Source organism: Mariniflexile sp. AS56, assembly GCF_030552475.1.
In the GTDB taxonomy this organism is placed as follows: domain Bacteria; phylum Bacteroidota; class Bacteroidia; order Flavobacteriales; family Flavobacteriaceae; genus Mariniflexile.
Genome location: NZ_JAUPED010000015.1, coordinates 1 through 21,707, shown reverse-complemented (window position 1 = coordinate 21,707; position 21,707 = coordinate 1). Strand labels below are relative to the sequence as shown.

Here is a 21,707-nt window from a genome sequence, read left to right as displayed (position 1 = left end):
CATTTACTGTTTTTAGGGAGCATTTTTCAGGGAATTACTCTATAGTAGTTTTAATTAAAAAAACTAATACCAACCTCTAATATTATAAATAGGCTGCTGGTTTAAACCATATGCAACACCAACATCTCTAGCTGCCTGAATACTGGACCTTTCTACATCTAACTCTTTAAGCTTGTATTCCCAATCTCTATCTAATAATTCTTTAGCCTTAATACGTTGCGCAATATCTTGATAAAGTGATCGCACTTCTGGAAAACATGTTGCCTCAGGCTCGATTAAGGCCAGAATAGAACCAGCTTCATTAGCAGCGCTTAGATCCTGGTTGGCAGCCCAGATACTTTTAGCCTCATTAAGTTTTCGCTTACAACCTATGTTTATAGCTTTCACATACATTGGCCCTATTTTGGTCTTTACTGAATTAAAACAGGTACTAACCTCAGGTATACCAGCCAAAGCTACTAACGCCTCGTCGTATTTATTTTGTGCTGCTAGTGCATCAGCTCGATTTATAATCACGCTACAGTTTTTATTATAGTACTCAATAATCCGGTCTTTACTTCGAGATACCAAATTCTGTAATGCTTGATTTTTCGGCTTTATTTGGTTTATGGCCGCCATATACGCCTTATTTTCATTCGTTCCAACACCTTTAACCTGAATAGATTCACTTGTAAAAAGCGTACCTGAAATCCCGTCACCAACATAAAGTGTCACTTCTAAGTTTAAAGCAACGCTGGGTGGTGCCGTAGGCACAATATCTTTACTTAACACTATAATATTAGGAGTTATTATAAATTGGGCATCATACCCCCCTTGACCAATATCGTTTTTTGTTATAATTTGATTCAGTTTATTTGCCAACATGCTTTGTGCATAAGCTGGGACACTTTCTAATTGTTGCGGAATGTAGGAGCCTAAAAAAATACCATCATAATTAACATTATTTTGAGCCACCAATGTAAACGAACAAAGAAGCATGAAACTATATATTTTTTTTTTCATCTGTATTAGTTTTAATAGTTTATTTGCCTCCTAAAATAACGGTGGCTCTACCAAGTCCTTTCATTACTAATTTATTAGGTATGTTATAAGGCGCGCTTTTTAAAAACTTACTCAATTCGTTTACAAAGCGTCTTGCGTCTATTGCTCTGCCTTCTTCACTTTCTAGTGGCATTCTAACTTGCTCAAACAGGGCCATATTCTCAGTCATATCCGTGGTACTAAAACGCCCTTTAACTGCATTTCTAGCCATCCAATCTTCAATAACAAAACCGAGCTCTTCCCCATCAAATTCCGTTTCTAAATCACCATCCCAATCATTCCATTTTTGAACACGAACAATAATTTCTCTACCGTTTGCAAACATATCGTCGAAATGAGCTTGTAAGCGTTCGGTGAATTTATCCATGTGAGTTAAAACTGCCTCTGAAAGCAACACGGGTAATTCTGCAGAAAAAGAGGGTGCTCCTGTACCTGCGGCTGAAGCTATTTGCTTATCGGTATACGCGTCTAAACCTTGAAGATTAAATGTTACCGACTTTTTAGGCCCTGTGGAATTAACACTCCATGTAAGCTGCATAATAATATCTGCTTTCGCTACTTTTTTTAAGGCATCAATAGGACTTTCTGAGATATCACTACCAGAATCCTTAGAGCTACGTAAATTATCTTCTGCTGAATTGGATTTTAATGTTTTAATAGTAGATTCCATATTCTTTAAAGGAAACCCCCTATCAGCCATCATGCCATTAATTTGACTGATAACCAAAAGTATATCGGTATTTTGTTGAAAGGCTTTTTGATAATCTGGTATTTGAACCATGGTCCCTTGGTCATCAAAATTCATTACATACCCATTTTTAATACACCAAGCATCACTTGGCACCACCATAAGTGTTGGCTTTTTAGCCTGAGCAAACGCCAGGACACTAATAAAAAACAGGCAATATGTTATATTTAATTGTATATGTGTTTTCATGTGTTTCTTTTTGTAGTTAAAAACCAGACGTCAAACCTCTTATAACCCCCTCTTCCTCCAGTCGTTTTCTTAACATATCTGTTTGTACATTAACAATAGCACCAATTTTATACTCTCGTTTACTTATTTTCAGTCTATCACCAGGAGCAATATTGCCATCTGTGGCAGCAGATACGTATTTAAGATACTCACCACCATCAGCAAAAAAAGCGTCAAAAAATGCTTCATGATTAGAAGCGTTTTCTGCAGACTTCAACAAAGGACTAAAAGATGTACAGCCTTGACCGCCGCCGCCAAAGCCCTTAAAAATAATACCATGTACTGCATTTTTCATTGCATGTGAGATAGCATGTTTAGGATTTTTGGAATACGACCATACCTTGACAAGTTTAGATCCCAATTTAGCAATACCTTCACATTCTATATCATACCGGAATATTTCAGTATCCTTATTGGCTTTTTCATTTTTCCATTGTGCATTGCCTTTTAACGCAAACATCATGAAAGCTAGAATTACTAAGCAATTTTTTAGTTTCATATTATAGATATTTAGTTGGTTAATTTATTTGTCTGATTAGCATTCCAGAATAATATTTATTCTGTGAACCACTAAAAGTAGTATACATAATTTCAGAGGGACTCTCCTCATCAGCTAGATACCTATTGTCCCAAATCTGCTCTTTGTCAACCTTAATAACGCCTACACGCTTATATTCGGTGACTCCATCTTTATTAATAACTTGCTCTAACACTTCATACTTATCTCCTTTTTCAATTCCTTCCTTTAATCCCACCTTTGCAGAAATAGGATCTCCACTTAATAATGGCGATTTGGTTCTAAATACCTCATATTCTCTTTGAAGTTTAGCTATAACATTATCTATTGCTCTTACGGTGGCCGTGGCAATTAAATCTTCATTTGATTTTTTTGTAAGAACTGTACTTTGCACATCTGCCAAAGAGGATTCAGTTCCAACAAGTTCAAGCTTAAAAATATCGGTCGCATCAAAGGCCTTCTTCTTATTTAAATCCAAGGACGAATCATCCGTCCAAAAATCATTATAAAAAACAGAAGCTACCTCTTCATTCCAAACTAGTTTATATAAGTAAGCAGTTGTTTTTATGATATAACCTTTCCCCATAACTCCAACACCTACGGAAGTTACATCAGCAATATTAGCAACTTCACTGTTACCTGTATAAGTAGACACCATTGAAAGTAAACCTTTCGCCTTTGCTGCCACTTCTTCTTTATTGGTATATTTAAAATCGGTAATAATAACAAATGTGTTATTTATTAATTGTTCACCAGCATCTGCCAACAAAGCTTTACCCCTTTCAGTATTATGTGCGATTTTAATATCTAAATCCGTGGCATTATACAAGCCTCTTTCAGAGATTAAATTCATATTAAACCCGCCCTTTTCACTTCTATTAAACCATTTAGAAACAATTTGTTTAGCAATATCATTTTCATTCAAATAGCTGTAAATCCCTCTTTGAATACTTTCTTTTGCCTCCTTATTTTGACCACCTATCTTTGGTAGTTTAGATAACAGTCCTTTTTTTTCTTCAACTGGTTCATCCTCCGTTTCAACAAATGTAGTATCCACCTTCGGAACGGTTCTTAGACTTAAAATATGATTGTTAAACTTTTCTGGAATGGGGGCACTTTCAAATGTATTTTGTATAATTTCGCTATGCTCTCTAGAAGCATCGTTCACCATTAGAGTACAGAGTGAACTTCGCTTATATTTTACATCAGTAAAAGTTTCTTGAGAATGTGAATAATAGAAAAACGTAAGAATAAAAAGAACTATCCCTTTTTTTAATGAATTCATAATGAGAGGTATAATTGATTAATAGCTCTGTAAAGCTATAAATAAATACGACACACCCCTACGTAGTTTATCGATTTTTTCCTACAGTTTAAATAATAATATTAATATTAGTGTAAAAAAACAGGCTAAAATAACTGAAACTAATTTTTCGCGGATATTTTTACGACAATCCTTTAAATATTAATACGATACGTTTTTTGAATTTACAGATATAAATTATCGAGCTAAAACACAGGAGCTAAAGTTTGAACCATTCAGTTTGATAACGAAGATTGAATATGAGGAAGTGCAAGTTAACTCCTTTTACGCAATTTATTCAAAGATGCATTTAAATCGTGCCCAAGTAATAAAATATTAGCATTAAGCCACAAATAGATCATAAGTATTAAAAGCGCTCCAATAGAGCCATATAACTTATTATACTGTCCAAAGTTTTCAATATAAATACCAAATAAATAAGACAAAAGAATAATTAAAAACGTTGTAAACCCAGCGCCTACCGAGAAGAATTTAGAAAATTTCCCCTCTTTTGTTCCAAAATAATACATGGTTGCCGTGGCTATATACACTATTAATACAAAAAAGACATATTTAGCCATATTAAACCAAAAAACACTTTGTTCTGCAACATCGTACCCTTTATTATCTAAAGCATCTAACACCTTTTGCACAACAAAAATTTGGAAATACCCCAATACTGCGATGGTAATTATTAGTAAAAACGCTAAAATTAGAGCAACCCCTAACGCGTATAAATATTGACGAAATACGTTTCTAGATAATTGTTCATGGTATGAGTTTTCAAACCCAGAAAACAACGCATTAACACCATTTGCCATAAGGCCAATAGATAACACGAATACAGATGATAATAACCCACCACGTTGCGAATTATCGATACCCTCAAAAATGTTTTCAAAGAAAAAATCGGAGGTACTTGATGGTAAAAAGGATTCTAAAAACCGAAGAAACTCAATTTTAAAATCGTCTATAGGCACATAAGGTATCACGATTAAAACAAAAAGTAGAAAAGGAAACAAAGCCATGAAAAAGCTAAAGGCAATAGCACTTGCTCGTGTAGTTAACGCGCCTTTTACAATACCCGTAATATAAAGTTCGAATAAATCGTAAAACGATAAACCGTCTAGACCTGGTAATTTAGCCCGTTTAAAAAAACGAACTAAAACATTTACAATAGGAATTTTATCGAGTTTTTCGTCAAGGGGCTTTGTCATTAATAATTTACGTTAAAATTCAAGACAAAGTTATTAAAATTAAAAATGTCAGTATAATAAAACTAGATTATACTGACATTAAAATATATAGTAAGTTAAACTACTTAATCGCTTTTAAGCTTAAATCCATGTTATGAACAGAATGCGTTAAAGCTCCTGAAGAAATATAGTTTACACCACATTCTGCATAATGCCTGATGGTTGCTTCGTTAATGTTACCAGATGATTCCGTAAGGCAGGTATCACCTATTAATTTCACAGCTTTCTTAGTATCTTCATAATCGAAGTTATCAAGTAAAATTCTAAAAACGCCATCGTTTTGTAAAATTTCTTCAACTTCGGTTAAATTTCTAGCCTCCACCATTATTTGTAAATCTTTGCCTGTATCTTTTAAATACTGTTTACTCATTTCAACAGCTTTAGTAATACCTCCAGCAAAATCGATATGGTTGTCTTTTAGCATGATCATATCATATAAAGCAAACCTGTGGTTTTCACCGCCACCAATTTTAACTGCCCATTTTTCAAGCACACGAATACCTGGTGTTGTTTTTCTAGTATCTAATATTTTCGTTTTAGTACCTTCTAACAAATCAACAAACATTTTTGTTTTTGTGGCAATAGCACTCATACGTTGCATCGCATTCAATACGGTGCGTTCTGCTTTTAAGATAGATTGCGACGATCCTTCAACATACATAACGATGTCTCCATAGGTTACTTCAGTACCATCTTCAATTAAAACTTCTAACTTTAAGTTTTTATCAACATATGCAAAAACTTTTTTAGCAAAGTTAACACCACCAATAATACCTTTGTCTTTTACTAAAAGTTTAGCCTTGCCTCTGGCATTATCTGGAATACATGCTAATGAACTATGATCGCCGTCTCCAACATCCTCTCTAATAGCGTTAGAAATAATTGACTTGACTTCTTGATCAAATTGCTCTTGTGTTATCATAATATTAGGTTGATTTGCAACAAAAATAAGAAATTGATTTACTTATTTAAATTTTACATTTATGAATTTTATAAAATTTTCATATTTAAATTCATTATTCATAAATACTAAGTAGTAATTTTGCCATTATGACCATCAAATTAATTGCCATAGGAAAAACGGATAATAAAGATTTACAATCGCTTATGGACGACTATACCAAGCGATTAGGCTTCTATATTAAGTTTTCCATTGATATTATTCCAGATTTAAAGAAGGTGAAAAACCTAAGTGAAGACCAGCAAAAACAAAAAGAAGGCGACCTTATTTTAAATAAGTTAACAGCCACCGATGTTTTAATTTTACTGGATGAAAACGGAAAACAACAAGATTCTGTTGGTTTTTCCGAGTATTTACAAAAACATATGAACTCTGGAATCAAACAATTGGTGTTTGTTATTGGAGGCCCTTATGGTTTTTCGCAAGATGTTTATAACAAAGCAAATGGGAAACTATCACTATCTAAAATGACATTTTCCCATCAAATGATTCGCTTGTTTTTTATTGAACAACTCTACAGAGGCTTTACTATTTTAAAAAATGAACCCTACCACCACCGGTAGTAATTGTCAATTGAATTAATGTGCTTTTAAAACTTCCTTTCGTTTTTGTAATTGGCGTTCTAAATCTTTAATAGTTGCTCTTACAGCTACTTCAAAATTCCTTTCGGTAGAAGTCGCAAAAACTCTTGGACCTGGTAAGCTTAGTTCTATATTACATATTTTACCTGTGTCGTGTTTATTTTCATCTTGTTTAAAAAAAACAGTCGCACTTATTAAAAACTCATATTTATTAAATAGTTTTTCTAATTTTTCTTCGGTGAAAGCTGATAACGTTTCACTTACATCAACACCTACATACTGAAAATTTACTGTCATATTTATTCGTTTTATTAATTTATAAATTTCAAATAGCCCCTAAAATATTAGTTGATTATTATCATGTAAAATACAAATTTTTAAAATGATTCCTATTAATTTTGGCATTAAACTTAAAAATCATGAAAATCGTTTTCGCAACCAATAATTTAAATAAGCTTAAAGAAGTACAAGCTTTAATCCCTAGCCACATTAAACTACTTAGTTTAAAAGATATTGAATGTTTTGAAGATATTCCAGAAACTCAAAATACTATTGAAGGGAACGCTGTTCAAAAAGCTAATTATATTAAAGAAAATTACGGTTATGACTGTTTTGCTGATGATACAGGCTTGGAAATTGACGCTTTAAACGGTGAACCTGGTGTGTTTTCGGCACGTTATGCTGGCGAACAACGCAGCGATAGCGACAACATGAATAAAGTATTAGAATCGCTAAAAAGCAAGCCCAATAGAAATGCGCAATTCAAAACCGTTATATCATTACACCTTAACAACCAACAACATAGCTTTACAGGTATTTGTAAAGGACAAATTACCAAAACAAAACAAGGCGAACAAGGATTTGGCTACGACCCCATTTTCAAACCTAATGGTCACGATAAAACCTTTGCCGAAATGGATTTAAATCTTAAAAACAGTATAGGACACAGAGGGAAAGCGGTATTACAACTGGTTGCTTTTTTAAATTCCTAACCACTAAAAAAACGTTATAAAATTTATAAATACTATTGGTTGTTAATATTCTTTATGTTACTTTTAAATTATGACAGAGGAAGCTATTGAAAAAGAGAATGCAGCCATTACCAAAGCCTACAAAGAGTTATTAAAAGTTAGTTACACAACGCTTACTGATGATGATAAAAAACTAATTCGTAAAGCTTTTGAAGTTGCACTAGACGGACATAAAGACCAGCGCAGAAAATCTGGTGAAGCCTACATATTTCACCCCATTGCTGTTGCTAAAATTGTAGCCCAAGAAATTGGCTTAGATGCCACATCTATTGCTGCTGCATTATTGCATGATGTGGTTGAAGACAACCCAGCTTATGAAATTTCGGATATTGAACACCAATTCGGACCAATCATCGCAACTATTGTTGAAGGGCTTACCAAAATATCCTCGTTAAGTAAAGAAAAGGACATGAACGTGTCTTTACAAGCTGAGAATTTCAGAAAAATGCTTCTCACACTTAATGATGATGTACGCGTTATCATTATAAAAATCGCAGACCGTTTGCATAATATGCAAACCATGGATTCGATGCGACCAGACAAACAAGAAAAAATAGCTTCTGAGACCTTATATATTTATGCGCCTTTAGCACATCGTATTGGCCTTTATAACATCAAGACCAAACTTGAAGATTTAAGTTTAAAATATACCGATCCTGATGTTTACAATGATATTGTATTCAAAATAAAAGAAAGTAAGGAAGAACAAGACCTATATATATCACAATTTAGTGAGGTTATAAAAAACTCACTAAATAAAGAAAGTTTAGCATACACTATAAAAGGGCGTCCGAAATCTATTTTTTCCATCAGAAAAAAGATGCAAAAGCAAGGTGTTTCTTTTGATGAAGTTTATGATAAGTTCGCCATTAGAATTATCTACGCAAGCGAACCTGCTACTGAAAAATTTATAGCCTGGAAAATATATTCTATAGTTACCGATCATTTTAGACCCAACCCTATTCGGTTACGTGACTGGATTTCTTCGCCAAAATCTACAGGTTATGAAGCCCTGCATATTACGGTAATGGGACCAAAAGGGCGCTGGGTAGAGGTTCAAATACGTAGTGAGCGTATGAACGAAATTGCCGAAAAAGGGTATGCGGCCCACTATAAATATAAACAAGAAGGTGAGAAAGAAGACAATTTAGAAGCTTGGATAAACAAATTGCAAGAGGCACTAGAAAATCCAGACACCAATGCTGTCGATTTTGTTGAACAATTCAAACTCAATTTATATTCCAAAGAAATCTTCGTATTCACCCCTGCTGGCGAATTAAAATCATTACCAAAAGGAGCAACTTCATTAGATTTTGCCTTTAACATACATACCGAAGTTGGTATGAAAACCCGCGGAGCTAAAGTAAATGGTAAGTTAGTTCCCTTAAATCATATTCTAGAAAGTGGCGACCAGGTAGATATTATAACATCTGATACTGCAAAACCAAATGCAAATTGGCTCGATTACGCCACAACAGCAAGGTCTAGAAGTAAAATTAAATCGGCCTTAAAGGAAGACAAAAAGCGTATTGCTGAAGATGGTAAAGAAATACTACGCCGTAAATTAAAACAATTAAAAGTAAACCTTAACGAAGCTTCTATAAACGAATTGGTAAGCTTTTTCAAAATTAAAACCAGTTTAGATTTATTTTATAGAGTTGGCATTGGCACCATAGATAACAACATGCTTAAAGACTATGCGTCTTCAAGAAGCAATGCGTTAATGAGTTTCATAAAAAGTAAAATCTCTAGAAAAACAACCATTAAAAAGGAAGAAATTGAAAGAGAAGAAATCACCACTAATTATGATTCGCTAGTTTTTGGAAAAGAAGAAGAAAAACTAGATTACAAACTAGCAAGTTGCTGCAACCCAATTCCTGGAGATGATGTTTTTGGTTTCTTAACCGTTTCTGAAGGGATTAAAGTTCATAAAAAAAATTGCCCAAATGCATTAAGTTTACAATCGAACTATGCATATAGAATAATGATTGCAAAATGGGCAGATTCTTCTCAGCAAGAGTTTTTAGCGCAAATTGTAATTACCGGTATAGACCATATAGGATTGGTTAACGACATTACTAAAATAATTTCAGAGAACATGCACGTAAACATGAAAAGCATTAGTTTTGAAAGTGAAGGCGGCCTGTTTTCAGGAAAAATTAATGTAGTCGTTAAAAATAATACCCTCTTAAAAAAGCTATTAGATAAACTTAAAAAAATTAATGGTATAGATAAGGTTACTAGACTGTAAAAAAAGTGTAAATTTGCGACGAAATTATGGATGAAAACGCAGAAACTAAAAATCAAGAGATAGTAAAAACTGTTTTTACTAACTTTCTAGAGAATAACGGACACAGAAAAACGCCCGAAAGATACGCTATACTGCAAGAAATCTATAACAATAAAGAACACTTCGATATAGAATCTCTATATCTTAACATGAAAAACAAAAAGTATCGTGTTTCTAGAGCGACACTTTACAATACCATAGAATTACTTCTTGAATGCAAATTGGTTAGAAAACATCAATTTGGACAAAACCAGGCACATTACGAAAAATCGTATTTTGACAGACAACACGATCATGTTATTTTAACTGATACGGGGGAAGTTATAGAGTTTTGCGATCCAAGAATTCAATCCATAAAAAAAACAATCGAAGAAATTTTCGATATCGAAATTAATAATCATTCACTTTATTTCTACGGAAATAGAAAATCAACTAAATAACTTTTTTTTACAATGGCAGTAGATTTACTACTAGGACTACAATGGGGAGACGAAGGCAAAGGGAAAATTGTTGACGTACTTACCTCGAACTATAACATTATAGCACGTTTTCAAGGAGGTCCTAATGCAGGACACACATTAGTTTTTAATGGAAAAAAACATGTATTACACACCATTCCATCTGGAATTTTTCACGATGGGACTACTAATTTAGTGGGTAACGGTGTTGTAATAGACCCTGTTATTTTTAAAGGGGAGTTAGACAAACTTGAAGCTCAAGATGTAGATTACAGAAAATCTTTAGTTATTTCGCGTAAAGCACACATTATTTTACCAACGCATCGTTTATTAGATGCTGCTAGCGAAGCATCTAAAGGAAAAGCAAAAATTGGATCTACCTTAAAAGGTATTGGACCAACTTACATGGACAAAACCGGTAGAAACGGTATTCGTGTTGGAGATTTAGAGTTAAGCGACTGGAAAGAACGTTACAGAGCATTGGCAGACAAGCATGAATCTATGATTGCTTTTTACAATGTAGATATAGAATACAATTTAGCTGAACTTGAAGCTGAATTTTTTAAGGCTGTTGATGTTTTAAAAAGTTTAACATTTATCGATTCAGAAGAATACATTTACCAAGCACAAAAAACAGGAAAATCTATACTTGCTGAAGGCGCACAAGGCTCTTTATTAGATATTGACTTTGGAACCTATCCTTTTGTGACATCTAGTAACACAACTGCAGCCGGTGCTTGTACTGGTTTAGGAGTTGCTCCAAACCAAATTGGTGAGGTTTTTGGAATTTTCAAAGCATACACTACGCGTGTAGGTTCTGGGCCATTCCCTACCGAATTGTTTGATACAGATGGTGAAACTATGAGTCGTGTTGGTAACGAATTTGGTGCAACTACAGGCCGTGCAAGACGTTGTGGTTGGTTAGATTTAGTAGCCTTAAAATATGCATGTCAAGTTAATGGGGTTACCCAATTAATGATGATGAAAGGTGATGTACTTTCAGGTTTTAAAACTTTAAAAGTATGTACTTCTTATAAATACAAAGGTGAAGTTATTACACATTTCCCTTATAACATTGAACCAGAAAATGTGGAACCTGTTTACGTTGAAGTTGATGGTTGGCAAGAAGATTTAACGGGTATGTCTGATGCTTCTCAACTTCCAAAAGCGCTAAACGAGTATATCGCGTTTTTAGAAAAAGAATTAGAAATCCCTATCACCATAGTTTCTGTGGGCCCAGATAGAAAACAGACTATTTTTAGAAAATAAAAGACATCTAATTATATTAAAAAACGCTTCAAATTAATTTTGGAGCGTTTTTTGCTTTATAACAATTATACATTATAATTATCGTTATTTTTGCGACAAACTTTTTTATTTTGAACAAACAATCATTTTTATATATCGTCATTTTATTAAGCTTATTTTCCATTGGAATTAGTCATTCCCAAGAAAAAAAGAAAATTGAAATTGTATATGCTGGTAGGTTAGATATTGAAGAAGAAAACTATCCAGGAGCCAGAATTTTAACTCGTGATGAATCGCAGCAAGTACACATTATGCAAGGCAGCATTAATATGTGGAGTGATAAGGCTATTTATTATAGTGCTGAAAACTTCATTGAAGCCTATGGCAACGTGAAATTAGTTCAAGGAGACACCATACACATGACCTCTAAATATATTGAATATAGTGGTATTACACAGCTGGCTTTCGCAAGTGGAAATGTAACGTTAAAAGACCCAAATTCAACCATTTCTTCTGATACTTTGTATTTTGATCGTATTAAACAACAGGCTTTTTATAAAAACGGAGGTACCGTTGTAAAAGATACCTCGGGCACCATTACGAGTAGAGTTGGAAGGTATTACATGGAACAAAAAAAATACCAATTTGTTGATGATGTTGTTCTGGTAAATAAAGATGCAACCATTAACTCTAATTACTTCGATTTTTATTCTGATACAGGTTATACGTACCTATTTGGACCTTCAACTATAATAACGGCCGAAAGTAAAACATATACCGAAAAAGGGTTTTATGATACCAAAAACAAAAAAGGCCATGCAGTAAAAAAATCTGAAATCCATTATAACAACCGCATCATCCAGGGAGATAGTTTGTATTTTGATGATACCACAAAATTTGCATCCGCAACCAATAACATTAGAATAACCGACACTGTAAATCACAGTATCGCAAGAGGCCATTACGCTGAAGTTTTTAAAGCACAAGATTCACTATTTATAACTAAACGCGCTTTAGTTGCAACTAAGCAACAGAATGATTCCATTTACATGCATGCCGATAAAATAATGATGACAGGCAAACCAGATCATCGTATTGTTAGGGCTTTTTATAATGCTAAAATTTTTAAATCGGATTTAAGTGGAAAAGCAGACTCTATTCATTCTGACCAAAACACAGGGATTACGAAGCTTATTAATTTAGAACGCTTATCATCAAAAGATGTATTCTCAACCAAACGAAGACCCATCCTTTGGAATATTGAAAACCAAATGACTGGAGACACCATTCACTTAATTTCCAACCCAAAAACAGAAAAACTAGATTCACTCCTCGTATTTAACAATGCATTTGTAATAAGTAAGGATACTATTAGTAAGACTGGTTTTAATCAAATTTTCGGAATGAAATTAACCGGTCTATTTAACGATGAAAATTCACTAAAGAAAGTAGACATTGTTAAAAATGCAGAATCTATTTTTTATGCACGTAATGACAAACAAGAACTTATAGGTATAGATAAAGCACGCTCTGGTAGCATCTCTATTGTATTTACAGAAGGTGATATTGAAGAATACACCCGATCTAATCAAATTGACGGTAACTTATACCCTGAATCAAAATACCCAGAAAAAGAAAGACGCCTCAAAGGTTTTGATTGGCGCGAAGATGAACGCCCACTAAGTGTTGAGGATCTTTTTAAAGATGATGAACCAGTAGTTTTACCCGTTATTAAAGGCCTAGATGATTATATTCCACAAGACAATTTCTTTGATGATGAATTACTGGAACGCATTAAATTGGGTGGTGGAAATGTATATAAAAAGATAAATGACGACCTTAATTTATTATTGTCCTCTGAAGAACTTGACTCCAACTCATGGGTTAAAGACGCATTAGTTATCAAGTCCAATAACGAAATGAACCCTAAAGGAAAACAAAATGCCGAAACCATTACCGGTCAAGGAATGGGTGATGGATACATATTACAAGTAGTAGAAAAAATCACAGGCACTTTTATTTTATCGGTATGGCTTAAAGGTACTGGCAATGTTAATATTGGGTTAGAAGAATATGGAGGCGACTACACAAGATATAAAGTTTTGAATATTGAACTTACTCCAAAATGGGTAAAATACACATTGAAATGCACGAAAGAAGAAGACAATGATTGGATTAGATTTTTTATAAATGACATACAATCAACAGATAAATTTTCTGTTTGGAATGCCGAATTATTTGAATTAATTCATTAAATCAATTTATTACTTTTAATAAAATTAAAAAGATTTCTCATATTCAATGACTTCCAATTTCCACAAATATCAAGCACAAACAACCCCACACCCATTAGCCATGGAGGTATCCCACGCTAATGGTAGTTATATATATGACACAAACAACAAAGCATATCTAGATTTTGTTGCCGGTGTATCGGCAACCCCTTTAGGCCACAGCCATCCCAAAGTCATTAGTGCAATAAAAGAGCAACTTGACAAGTATTTACACGTCATGGTTTATGGCGAATACATTCAGAAACCCGCTGTAGAACTTGCCAAATTATTAGCTGAAAATTTACCATATCCATTAGAAAGCACCTATTTAGTAAATTCGGGAACCGAGGCTATTGAAGGCGCTCTAAAACTAGCTAAACGTGCCACTGGCAGAACTGAAATTATTTCAGCCAAAAACGCCTATCATGGCAATACTATGGGTTCCATGAGTGTGATGGGCTACGAAGAGCGCAAACAAGCTTTTAGACCACTCGTTCCAGATGTTCGGTTTATCACTTTTAACAATGAAGAAGATTTAAACTCTATTACAAAAAAAACCGCAGGTGTTATTTTAGAAACTATACAAGGAGGTGCTGGTTTTATAGAACCTGAAAACGGCTATTTAGAAAAGGTTAGAAAGCGCTGCGATGCTGTTGGAGCTCTTTTAATTTTAGATGAAATTCAACCAGGAATGGGCAGGACAGGTACTCTTTTTGGGTTTGAAAACTACAACTGTATTCCAGACATTTTGGTTACAGGAAAAGGTTTAGGAGGAGGCATGCCTATTGGTGCATTCACAGCATCTCGTAAATTAATGAATTTACTTCAAGACAACCCCAAACTTGGTCATATCACAACCTTTGGTGGTCACCCCGTAATTGCAGCCTCGGCACTTGCTACATTAAAAGAAATAACTGAAAGTAACTTAATGGCACAAGCCTTAGAAAAAGAGCAGTTATTCCGTAAACTTTTAGTGCATCCATTAATAGAAGCTGTTCGAGGGAAAGGCCTTATGCTTGCCATTATCACCCCGTCTGCCGATATAACAAATGAAGTCATTTTACAGTGTCAAGATAAAGGGCTGATACTCTTTTGGTTGCTTTTCGAACCCAAAGCCATTCGAATTACCCCACCTTTAACCATATCAAACGATGAAATTATAGAAGGGTGCTCAATTATCATGGATGTTTTGAATAAAATTCAATAGCAACAAGAATATCACAATACACTGAAATACAGTCGAAAACACCGTTTAAAAACCCTTTTCATAAAAACTGTTCATTACTTTGTTAAAAAGATTTAACTATTACGACCAATATCAAAGAATAGAACCTTAAATTTATTCAAGTAGAACTTTACAAATGTGCTTATGGAGTTTAGTCATGATGACAATAACGATTTACCATTAACCAAGTTTGAATCGATGCTAAAAACTAATCATGTTTTATTCTTCGATTCGGAAGAATTTGAAAACATCATTCACCACTATCTTAATCAAGGTAAAATAGCCTTAGCTAAAAAAGCTATAAAATTAGGTTTGGATCAACACCCAACCTCTATTAATTTAAGGCTATTCAAGGTTGAAATTTATGTTTTTGAAGATAAACTTGTTGATGCAGATAGGTTATTGAATGAACTATATAATTTAGACCCAATGAATGAAGAAATCTACATTCAAAAGGCTAATATTTTTTCTAAAAAAGATGATCACTTACAGGCTATTCAAGTTTTGAAGAAAGCCCTAGAACTGACTGATGACGTACTCGACCTATACTCACTTATAGGTATGGAGCACTTATTTCTAGACCAGTTTGAAGAAGCTAAAGAATGCTTCAAAAAGTGTTTAGAAGAAGACACTGAAGATTATTCGGCACTCTATAATATTATTTATTGCTTTGAATTTTTAGATCAAACTGAGCAAGCTATCGAATATCTAAACACATTTTTAGATGAAAACCCGTATTGCGAAGTAGCATGGCACCAACTAGGAAAACAATATTACACACTTAAAAACTACAAAAAAGCATTAACGGCATTCGATTTCGCTATCATTTCCGATGATACTTTTGTTGGAGCCTATTTAGAACGTGGTAAAGTATTAGAGAAATTAAAACGTTTTGAGGAAGCCATAGAAAATTACACCATTACTTTAACACTAGACGAACCAACATCGTTTGCATTATTGCGTATTGGCTTCTGTTATGAGAAACTAAAAAACGACGATCTAGCTGTTCAATATTTCTATAAAACGGTTCACGAAGACCCCTTATTAGATAAAGGTTGGATTGCTATAACCCGATATTACAATAGAAAACATAACTACCAAAAAGCTTTTTATTACATAAATAAAGCTATTAATATTGATTCTGAAAATGTAACTTATTGGAAATTATACTCCCAAATAAGTCAACGTTTAAACCTTTTTGAAGAAGCCGAACGCGGATTTAAAAAAACATTAGAACTAGGTAATTACGAATTAAACACGTGGCTCTCTCGCGGCGATTTATTAATTAAATTGGGTGAGCCTGAAGCTGCTATTTTTAATTTTGAGCAAGCGTTAGATTTCTATCCTGAAAATGCTGAAATTGAATACAGACTTGCGGGCTTAAATTTCTCACTAAATGAAAATGACAAAGGCTTATTTCATTTAAAAAACGGTTTACGTTATAATGAAGAATACACGTTTATAATTGATGAACTTTTCCCAGACGTCGCCAATAAATTACTCGTTAAAAATTTGCTAAAAACAAATCAATAGTAAAACGTCAACCTAAAATCCATACCTTTGGTTTTAGGTTAAAAATCAAACTATGCAAAGACGTTTTAAAGACTATGCCGTAATTTCCCTTAAAGGCTTAGCAATGGGAGCTGCCGACGCAGTTCCAGGAGTTTCTGGAGGCACTATCGCCTTTATTTCTGGAATTTATGAAGAATTAGTTTCTACCATTAGTAATGTAAATGCATCACTTTTTAAAACACTTTTTAGCAAAGGGCTCAAAGCCTTTTGGAACCAAGCCAACGGTAATTTTATACTCGCTCTTTTAAGCGGTATCATAATTAGCTTTGTTTCTTTTATGCAAATTGCTAAATACTTACTAGAAAATCATCCCGTATTAATTTGGTCTTTCTTTTTTGGGTTAATAATTGCGAGCATATACTTTGTAGGCAAACAAATAACAAAATGGAATTTACCCGTTATCATTGCCTTAATTATAGGTACTGGTCTCGCATTTTATATTACCATGCTTCCTACTCTAGCGACTAATAACAGCCCATATTTCTTATTTTTTGCTGGCGCCATCGCTATTTGTGCCATGATTTTACCGGGTATTTCTGGCTCCTTCATTTTGATTATTCTTGGTGCTTATAAAACCTTAAGTGACGCCATTCATGATGTTGATATAAAAAAAATAATCATTTTCGTTACCGGAGCCGTAATTGGCTTACTCAGTTTTAGCCATATTTTAAAATGGCTTTTTAAAAATTATCATAACATAACCTTAGCATTACTTACTGGGTTTATTTTCGGATCGTTAAACAAAGTTTGGCCTTGGAAAAGAACCTTAACTTGGCATACCAATTCAAAAGGAATAAAAAGTCCGTTGCTTCAAGAAAGCGTATCACCTTTATCATTTGATGGAGATAATATGCTCACCTATGCAATAATTTTAGTGATTCTTGGTTTTTTAACTATTTTTATTCTAGAGAAAGTAGGCACTAAAAAAGAGTAATGGAAAAAACCAGAACACTAAAAGATAAATTATTCTTAATTCTGAAAGGATTAGGAATGGGGGCTGCAAATAAAGTGCCTGGTGTTTCTGGAGGTGTTGTTGCTTTTGTTGCTGGTTTTTACGAAGAATTTATTTATTCACTTAAAAAAGTAAACAGAAAAGCGTTTAAATTAATCATTAACGGACGCTTTAAAAGCTTTTACACCTATATAAATGGACGTTTTTTAAGTTTGCTCATTTTCGGAATGATTGTAAGCTATTTTAGTGTTTCCAAAGTACTCGATTACTTTATAAAACACTATGAACTCTATATTTGGAGTGTGTTTTTCGGAATGATTATAGGCTCGATTTATTACATAAACAAAGATTTTAGAGATTGGAATTATAAAACATACACCTCGCTAGCCTTAGGGATTCTGGTTGGCTTGAGTATTAGTTTTTTAAACCCTGCGAAAGAAAACGACAACCTTCTATTTGTGTTTTTTTGTGGTATTATAAGTGTTTCAGGGATGACATTACCTGGGTTTTCGGGCTCCTTTATTCTCATTCTTTTAGGGAATTACGTATTATTACTAGTCGATTCCGTAAACGCCTTATCTGATACTTTTTATGAAATAGTAAGTGGAGATTTTGGATTTATTAACAACGTCGAACGTATTAGAATGCTTCAAGTTCTCGCCGTTTTCACCTTAGGTTCGGTAACAGGTTTAGTGACGTTTTCCCACATTTTAAGTTACATTCTAAAACATTATAAAAGCATTACGCTTTCGGCCATTATTGGTTTTATAGTAGGTTCACTAGGTGTGGTTTGGCCCTGGAAAGAAACCATCTATAAACTAACAAAAAATGGCACACATATATTAGATTCTACCGGAACAAAAGTAGTACTAAACTACGAACGCTATATTCCACCATTAAATAGTAATACTTATTACGCAATCGCTTTTATTTTCCTCGGAATTGCTATAGTTTTGGCACTTGAATATTACGGACAAAAAACCAGAAAAGTTAATGAATAAATTAGGGCTTTTAGGCAAAAACATATCCTACTCTTTCTCTAGAGTGTACTTTAAAGATAAGTTTGAAAAAGAACAAATCACAGATACAGAATACGGGAATTTCGATCTAGAAACAATCGATTTATTTCCTTCCATAATAAAAAACACCCCAAATTTAAAAGGTTTAAACGTTACCATTCCTTATAAAGAAGCTGTGATGCCTTTTCTGGACAAAATAAACAAAAAGGCCAAAGCCATTGGTGCGGTAAACACTATTAAAATAACAAAAAAAGGAAAATTAGTTGGCTATAATACAGACTGCTATGGGTTTAAAAAAACTTTAAAACCATTTTTAAAACCACATCATAAAAGCGCCCTGATTTTAGGGACTGGAGGCGCTAGTAAAGCCATTGCCTACACGTTTAAAGAATTGGGCATCCCTTATCACTATGTTTCTAGAACACAGTCTGAAGGCATTAGTTTTACTTATGATTCGCTTACGGAAGACGTTATTAAAAATCATCAAATTATAATAAACAGCACCCCACTAGGTACTTTCCCCGATGTGGAAGCATGCCCAAACATACCATATCAAGCCATTACTAGCGATCATGTTTTATTTGATTTAATTTACAATCCTGAAGAAACTAAGTTTTTAAGATTAGGTAAAGAACAGCAAGCCACAACCATTAACGGACTTAATATGCTGAAATTACAGGCTGAAAAAGCTTGGGCTATCTGGAATTTATATTAATTACAGCCCTCAAAGCATTAAAACCCGATATAGTACTTTGTAAATAATAGACTTGTTAGTATCTTTAAACTTTAAAGAACATTAAAGAACCCTAACATTTTTAAAATGTCTGATATAAATAACCTGCCAAACGCAGAAGGAGAAGAAGAAGTTAATAAGAATGTGGAACATTCGGATAACATCATAGAAGAGAAAGCATCAATAGAAACAGATTCGTCTAAAACGGAAGAGACCACTGTTGTTTCAGAAGAAAAATCTATTGACACAAATGAAAGTACTACCACTCCTACTGAGAGTACAGACAACAATAACGACGAAGTTTTAAATGAGATTGAAGATTCTAATGCTGAAGACGCTGAAGATGAAGGCAACAAAGATAGACATACTATTGAAGTAAAAGCATACGACACCATGTCGTTAGAAGCGCTTGCCATTGAACTAGAACGACTTATTAAAGGCGAAAAAGTTCAAGCTATAAAATCGCATGTTGATGGTATTAATAATGAGTTTAAAGACAAGTTTCAAGCCCTCTTAGACGAAAAGAAAGAAGAGTTTTTAAATGATGGTGGTAATGAAATAGATTTTTTCTACGTTTCTCCCATACAAAAACGCTACAAAGAAGCTTACAACGAGTACCGTAAAAAGATAAACGACCACTACCAAAATTTAGAGAAAAATCTAAAACAAAATTTAGCCGATAAATTACAAATCATTGAAGAATTAAAAGGCTTAATTAATGTTGAAGAAAACATAAATACTACTTACAAGCACTTTAAAGAATTACAAGAACGTTGGAGAACTACAGGGCCTATTCCTAGAGATAAATACAACAATGCTTGGAATAGTTACCACCACCACGTAGAAATATTCTATGACTTTTTGCACCTTAATAGAGACCTTCGCGATTTAGACTTTAAGCATAACTTAGAACGTAAATTATTAATAATTGAACGTGCAGAAGAGTTAGCCGAAGACGATAACGTGATGCGTGCTTTTAGAGAGCTACAAGAACTTCATAAAATGTGGAAAGAAGAACTTGGACCTGTTGATAAAGAGTATAGAGAAGCTATTTGGGAAAAGTTCAAAATAGCTACCAAAAAAATTAACGATAAACGTCAACTTTATTATCAAGATATAGATAAGGTTTATGAAAAAAACCTTGAGCAAAAGCTTGAACTTATTGAAGGTATTAATGCTATAAACGCACAAGATTCAAACTCTCACAATGCTTGGCAAAAGAAAATTAAGGAGATTGAAGCATTAAGAGAGCAGTTTTTTAATATTGGTAAAGTGCCTAGTAAAGTAAACGAAAGTACATGGGCTAAGTTTAAAGAGTCGGTACGAACTTTTAACAGACAAAAGAACGCCTTTTATAAAGATCTTAAAAAAGACCAATACACCAATCTTCAAAAGAAACAGGAACTAATTAAAATTGCCGAAGACAACAAAGACAATGAAGACTTTGAAGTAACCACCGCTTTGATGAAAAAAATTCAGAGCGATTGGAAAAAAATCGGACATGTACCACGTAAAGACAGTGATAAAATTTGGAAACGTTTTAAAGCTGCCTGTAATTCTTATTTTGATAAATTGAACACTTCGCGGAATGCCGCAAATAAAGAAAGCCTAGATGCTTTTAACCATAAAGTAACACTATTAGAAACATTAAAAACTTTAAAACCAGTTGGCGATAAAGAAAAGGATGTAGAAATTATAAAAGGCCACATTAACCTATGGAAAGAGTTAGGGCGCGTACCTAATGATAAACGTTATATAGAAGGCAAGTTTAATAAAGCTATTGAAGATTTTCTAACTAGCCTTAAAATGGATAAAAACGAAGTGGAAATGATTAAGTTTGAAAACAAACTTGATGCCATTAGTGATTCAGATAACACTAAAGATCTAGACAACGAGCGTTACTTTATCAGAAAAAAGATTGATGAAGTTAAAGGTCAAATTAATCAATTAGAAAATAATTTGCAATTTTTCACAAATGTTGATGACGATAATCCGCTGGTAAAAGAAGTTCATAATAACATAAAAGCTCACAAAGAAAATTTAAAACTTTGGAAAAGTAAGCTTAGTAAAATTAAAGAACTTTATTAATTACAAACAACTTTAAATAAAAAGGCTTGGTTAAAACCAAGCCTTTTTATTTTTAACAAGTGCGCTTATCGTTTTAAACTAAAATGCCCTTTATAAGTTATAGTTTGACACTATCCTAAAATCTGTGTAAGTTCAAAATTTCAGGGTTAGATTATTTATAGTTTAATCCTGTTTTCAAATATA

Annotated in this window: 19 protein-coding genes; 12 read left to right on the top strand and 7 right to left on the bottom strand. The window is 33.5% G+C overall.

The window, feature by feature from the left end; translation table 11 throughout:
- Positions 1-63 precede the first annotated feature (63 nt).
- From Q5N74_RS15630 to nadC, 6 genes are all read right to left on the bottom strand, one after another.
- Positions 64-1,002: a hypothetical protein gene (locus Q5N74_RS15630; protein ID WP_304389924.1), complete on the bottom strand. Its 939-nt coding sequence runs from the start codon at positions 1,000-1,002 to the stop codon at positions 64-66.
- A 19-nt stretch (positions 1,003-1,021) separates the two neighbouring features.
- The gene (locus Q5N74_RS15625) at positions 1,022-1,978 is read right to left on the bottom strand and encodes a DUF6175 family protein (RefSeq protein ID WP_304389923.1); all 957 of its coding nucleotides are present in this window, start codon (positions 1,976-1,978) and stop codon (positions 1,022-1,024) included.
- Between the two features lie 16 nt (positions 1,979-1,994).
- Positions 1,995-2,480, bottom strand: coding sequence for a hypothetical protein (locus Q5N74_RS15620; protein WP_304389921.1), 486 nt, complete (start codon positions 2,478-2,480; stop codon positions 1,995-1,997).
- Positions 2,481-2,535: 55 nt separating this feature from the next.
- A complete protein-coding gene (locus Q5N74_RS15615; protein ID WP_304389920.1) occupies positions 2,536-3,819 on the bottom strand; it encodes a hypothetical protein in 1,284 nt (427 codons plus the stop codon).
- 293 nt (positions 3,820-4,112) lie between these two features.
- On the bottom strand, positions 4,113-5,054 hold the full coding sequence (locus Q5N74_RS15610; protein ID WP_304389919.1) for a YihY/virulence factor BrkB family protein: 942 nt from the start codon (positions 5,052-5,054) through the stop codon (positions 4,113-4,115).
- 100 nt (positions 5,055-5,154) lie between these two features.
- On the bottom strand, positions 5,155-6,015 hold the full coding sequence (nadC, locus tag Q5N74_RS15605; protein WP_304389917.1) for a carboxylating nicotinate-nucleotide diphosphorylase: 861 nt from the start codon (positions 6,013-6,015) through the stop codon (positions 5,155-5,157).
- Between the two features lie 128 nt (positions 6,016-6,143).
- Between nadC and rlmH the strand changes: the two genes are divergently transcribed.
- On the top strand, positions 6,144-6,617 hold the full coding sequence (gene rlmH, locus Q5N74_RS15600) for a 23S rRNA (pseudouridine(1915)-N(3))-methyltransferase RlmH (RefSeq protein ID WP_304389916.1): 474 nt from the start codon (positions 6,144-6,146) through the stop codon (positions 6,615-6,617).
- Positions 6,618-6,632: 15 nt separating this feature from the next.
- Here rlmH and raiA read toward each other — a convergent pair whose 3' ends face one another.
- A complete protein-coding gene (gene raiA, locus Q5N74_RS15595; protein WP_304389915.1) occupies positions 6,633-6,932 on the bottom strand; it encodes a ribosome-associated translation inhibitor RaiA in 300 nt (99 codons plus the stop codon).
- A 122-nt stretch (positions 6,933-7,054) separates the two neighbouring features.
- On the opposite strand from raiA, the gene Q5N74_RS15590 reads away from it, so the two are divergent.
- The 11 genes from Q5N74_RS15590 (at position 7,055) to Q5N74_RS15540 (ending at position 21,524) form a co-directional block, all read left to right on the top strand.
- Positions 7,055-7,627 (top strand): non-canonical purine NTP diphosphatase, encoded by a 573-nt coding sequence (locus Q5N74_RS15590; protein ID WP_304389913.1) that lies wholly within the window; start codon positions 7,055-7,057, stop codon positions 7,625-7,627.
- 70 nt (positions 7,628-7,697) lie between these two features.
- Complete coding sequence (locus tag Q5N74_RS15585; RefSeq protein WP_304389912.1) at positions 7,698-9,917, top strand: bifunctional (p)ppGpp synthetase/guanosine-3',5'-bis(diphosphate) 3'-pyrophosphohydrolase; 2,220 nt, start codon at positions 7,698-7,700, stop codon at positions 9,915-9,917.
- Positions 9,918-9,943: 26 nt separating this feature from the next.
- Complete coding sequence (locus Q5N74_RS15580) at positions 9,944-10,396, top strand: Fur family transcriptional regulator (protein WP_304389911.1); 453 nt, start codon at positions 9,944-9,946, stop codon at positions 10,394-10,396.
- 12 nt (positions 10,397-10,408) lie between these two features.
- On the top strand, positions 10,409-11,683 hold the full coding sequence (locus tag Q5N74_RS15575; RefSeq protein WP_304389910.1) for an adenylosuccinate synthase: 1,275 nt from the start codon (positions 10,409-10,411) through the stop codon (positions 11,681-11,683).
- Between the two features lie 110 nt (positions 11,684-11,793).
- A complete protein-coding gene (locus Q5N74_RS15570; protein ID WP_304389908.1) occupies positions 11,794-13,917 on the top strand; it encodes an OstA-like protein in 2,124 nt (707 codons plus the stop codon).
- Positions 13,918-13,963: 46 nt separating this feature from the next.
- Positions 13,964-15,142: an aspartate aminotransferase family protein gene (locus tag Q5N74_RS15565; protein ID WP_304389907.1), complete on the top strand. Its 1,179-nt coding sequence runs from the start codon at positions 13,964-13,966 to the stop codon at positions 15,140-15,142.
- Between the two features lie 162 nt (positions 15,143-15,304).
- Entirely contained in the window at positions 15,305-16,693 is a 1,389-nt protein-coding gene (locus Q5N74_RS15560; RefSeq protein WP_304389905.1) for a tetratricopeptide repeat protein, read from the top strand.
- Positions 16,694-16,745: 52 nt separating this feature from the next.
- Complete coding sequence (locus Q5N74_RS15555) at positions 16,746-17,666, top strand: DUF368 domain-containing protein (protein WP_304389904.1); 921 nt, start codon at positions 16,746-16,748, stop codon at positions 17,664-17,666.
- Complete coding sequence (locus Q5N74_RS15550) at positions 17,666-18,685, top strand: DUF368 domain-containing protein (protein WP_304389903.1); 1,020 nt, start codon at positions 17,666-17,668, stop codon at positions 18,683-18,685. Before Q5N74_RS15555 ends, Q5N74_RS15550 begins: the two co-directional genes overlap by 1 nt.
- Positions 18,678-19,418 carry a shikimate dehydrogenase gene (locus Q5N74_RS15545; protein WP_304389902.1) on the top strand — a complete coding sequence of 247 codons (741 nt, stop codon included), beginning with the start codon at positions 18,678-18,680 and terminating at the stop codon, positions 19,416-19,418. The genes Q5N74_RS15550 and Q5N74_RS15545 overlap by 8 nt, the downstream gene beginning before the upstream one ends.
- Positions 19,419-19,523: 105 nt before the next feature.
- Positions 19,524-21,524, top strand: a complete 2,001-nt coding sequence (locus Q5N74_RS15540) for a DUF349 domain-containing protein (protein WP_304389901.1) — start codon at positions 19,524-19,526, stop codon at positions 21,522-21,524.
- The last annotated feature ends 183 nt before the right edge of the window (positions 21,525-21,707 follow it).

Coding starts and splice junctions, on each gene's coding strand:
- Q5N74_RS15630 (WP_304389924.1), bottom strand. CDS start 1,002: ATGAAAAAAAAAATATATAGTTTCATGCTTCTTTGTTCGTTTACATTG.
- Q5N74_RS15625 (WP_304389923.1), bottom strand. CDS start 1,978: ATGAAAACACATATACAATTAAATATAACATATTGCCTGTTTTTTATT.
- Q5N74_RS15620 (WP_304389921.1), bottom strand. CDS start 2,480: ATGATGTTTGCGTTAAAAGGCAATGCACAATGGAAAAATGAAAAAGCC.
- Q5N74_RS15615 (WP_304389920.1), bottom strand. CDS start 3,819: ATGAATTCATTAAAAAAAGGGATAGTTCTTTTTATTCTTACGTTTTTC.
- Q5N74_RS15610 (WP_304389919.1), bottom strand. CDS start 5,054: ATGACAAAGCCCCTTGACGAAAAACTCGATAAAATTCCTATTGTAAAT.
- nadC (WP_304389917.1), bottom strand. CDS start 6,015: ATGATAACACAAGAGCAATTTGATCAAGAAGTCAAGTCAATTATTTCT.
- rlmH (WP_304389916.1), top strand. CDS start 6,144: ATGACCATCAAATTAATTGCCATAGGAAAAACGGATAATAAAGATTTA.
- raiA (WP_304389915.1), bottom strand. CDS start 6,932: ATGACAGTAAATTTTCAGTATGTAGGTGTTGATGTAAGTGAAACGTTA.
- Q5N74_RS15590 (WP_304389913.1), top strand. CDS start 7,055: ATGAAAATCGTTTTCGCAACCAATAATTTAAATAAGCTTAAAGAAGTA.
- Q5N74_RS15585 (WP_304389912.1), top strand. CDS start 7,698: ATGACAGAGGAAGCTATTGAAAAAGAGAATGCAGCCATTACCAAAGCC.
- Q5N74_RS15580 (WP_304389911.1), top strand. CDS start 9,944: ATGGATGAAAACGCAGAAACTAAAAATCAAGAGATAGTAAAAACTGTT.
- Q5N74_RS15575 (WP_304389910.1), top strand. CDS start 10,409: ATGGCAGTAGATTTACTACTAGGACTACAATGGGGAGACGAAGGCAAA.
- Q5N74_RS15565 (WP_304389907.1), top strand. CDS start 13,964: ATGACTTCCAATTTCCACAAATATCAAGCACAAACAACCCCACACCCA.
- Q5N74_RS15560 (WP_304389905.1), top strand. CDS start 15,305: ATGGAGTTTAGTCATGATGACAATAACGATTTACCATTAACCAAGTTT.
- Q5N74_RS15555 (WP_304389904.1), top strand. CDS start 16,746: ATGCAAAGACGTTTTAAAGACTATGCCGTAATTTCCCTTAAAGGCTTA.
- Q5N74_RS15550 (WP_304389903.1), top strand. CDS start 17,666: ATGGAAAAAACCAGAACACTAAAAGATAAATTATTCTTAATTCTGAAA.
- Q5N74_RS15545 (WP_304389902.1), top strand. CDS start 18,678: ATGAATAAATTAGGGCTTTTAGGCAAAAACATATCCTACTCTTTCTCT.
- Q5N74_RS15540 (WP_304389901.1), top strand. CDS start 19,524: ATGTCTGATATAAATAACCTGCCAAACGCAGAAGGAGAAGAAGAAGTT.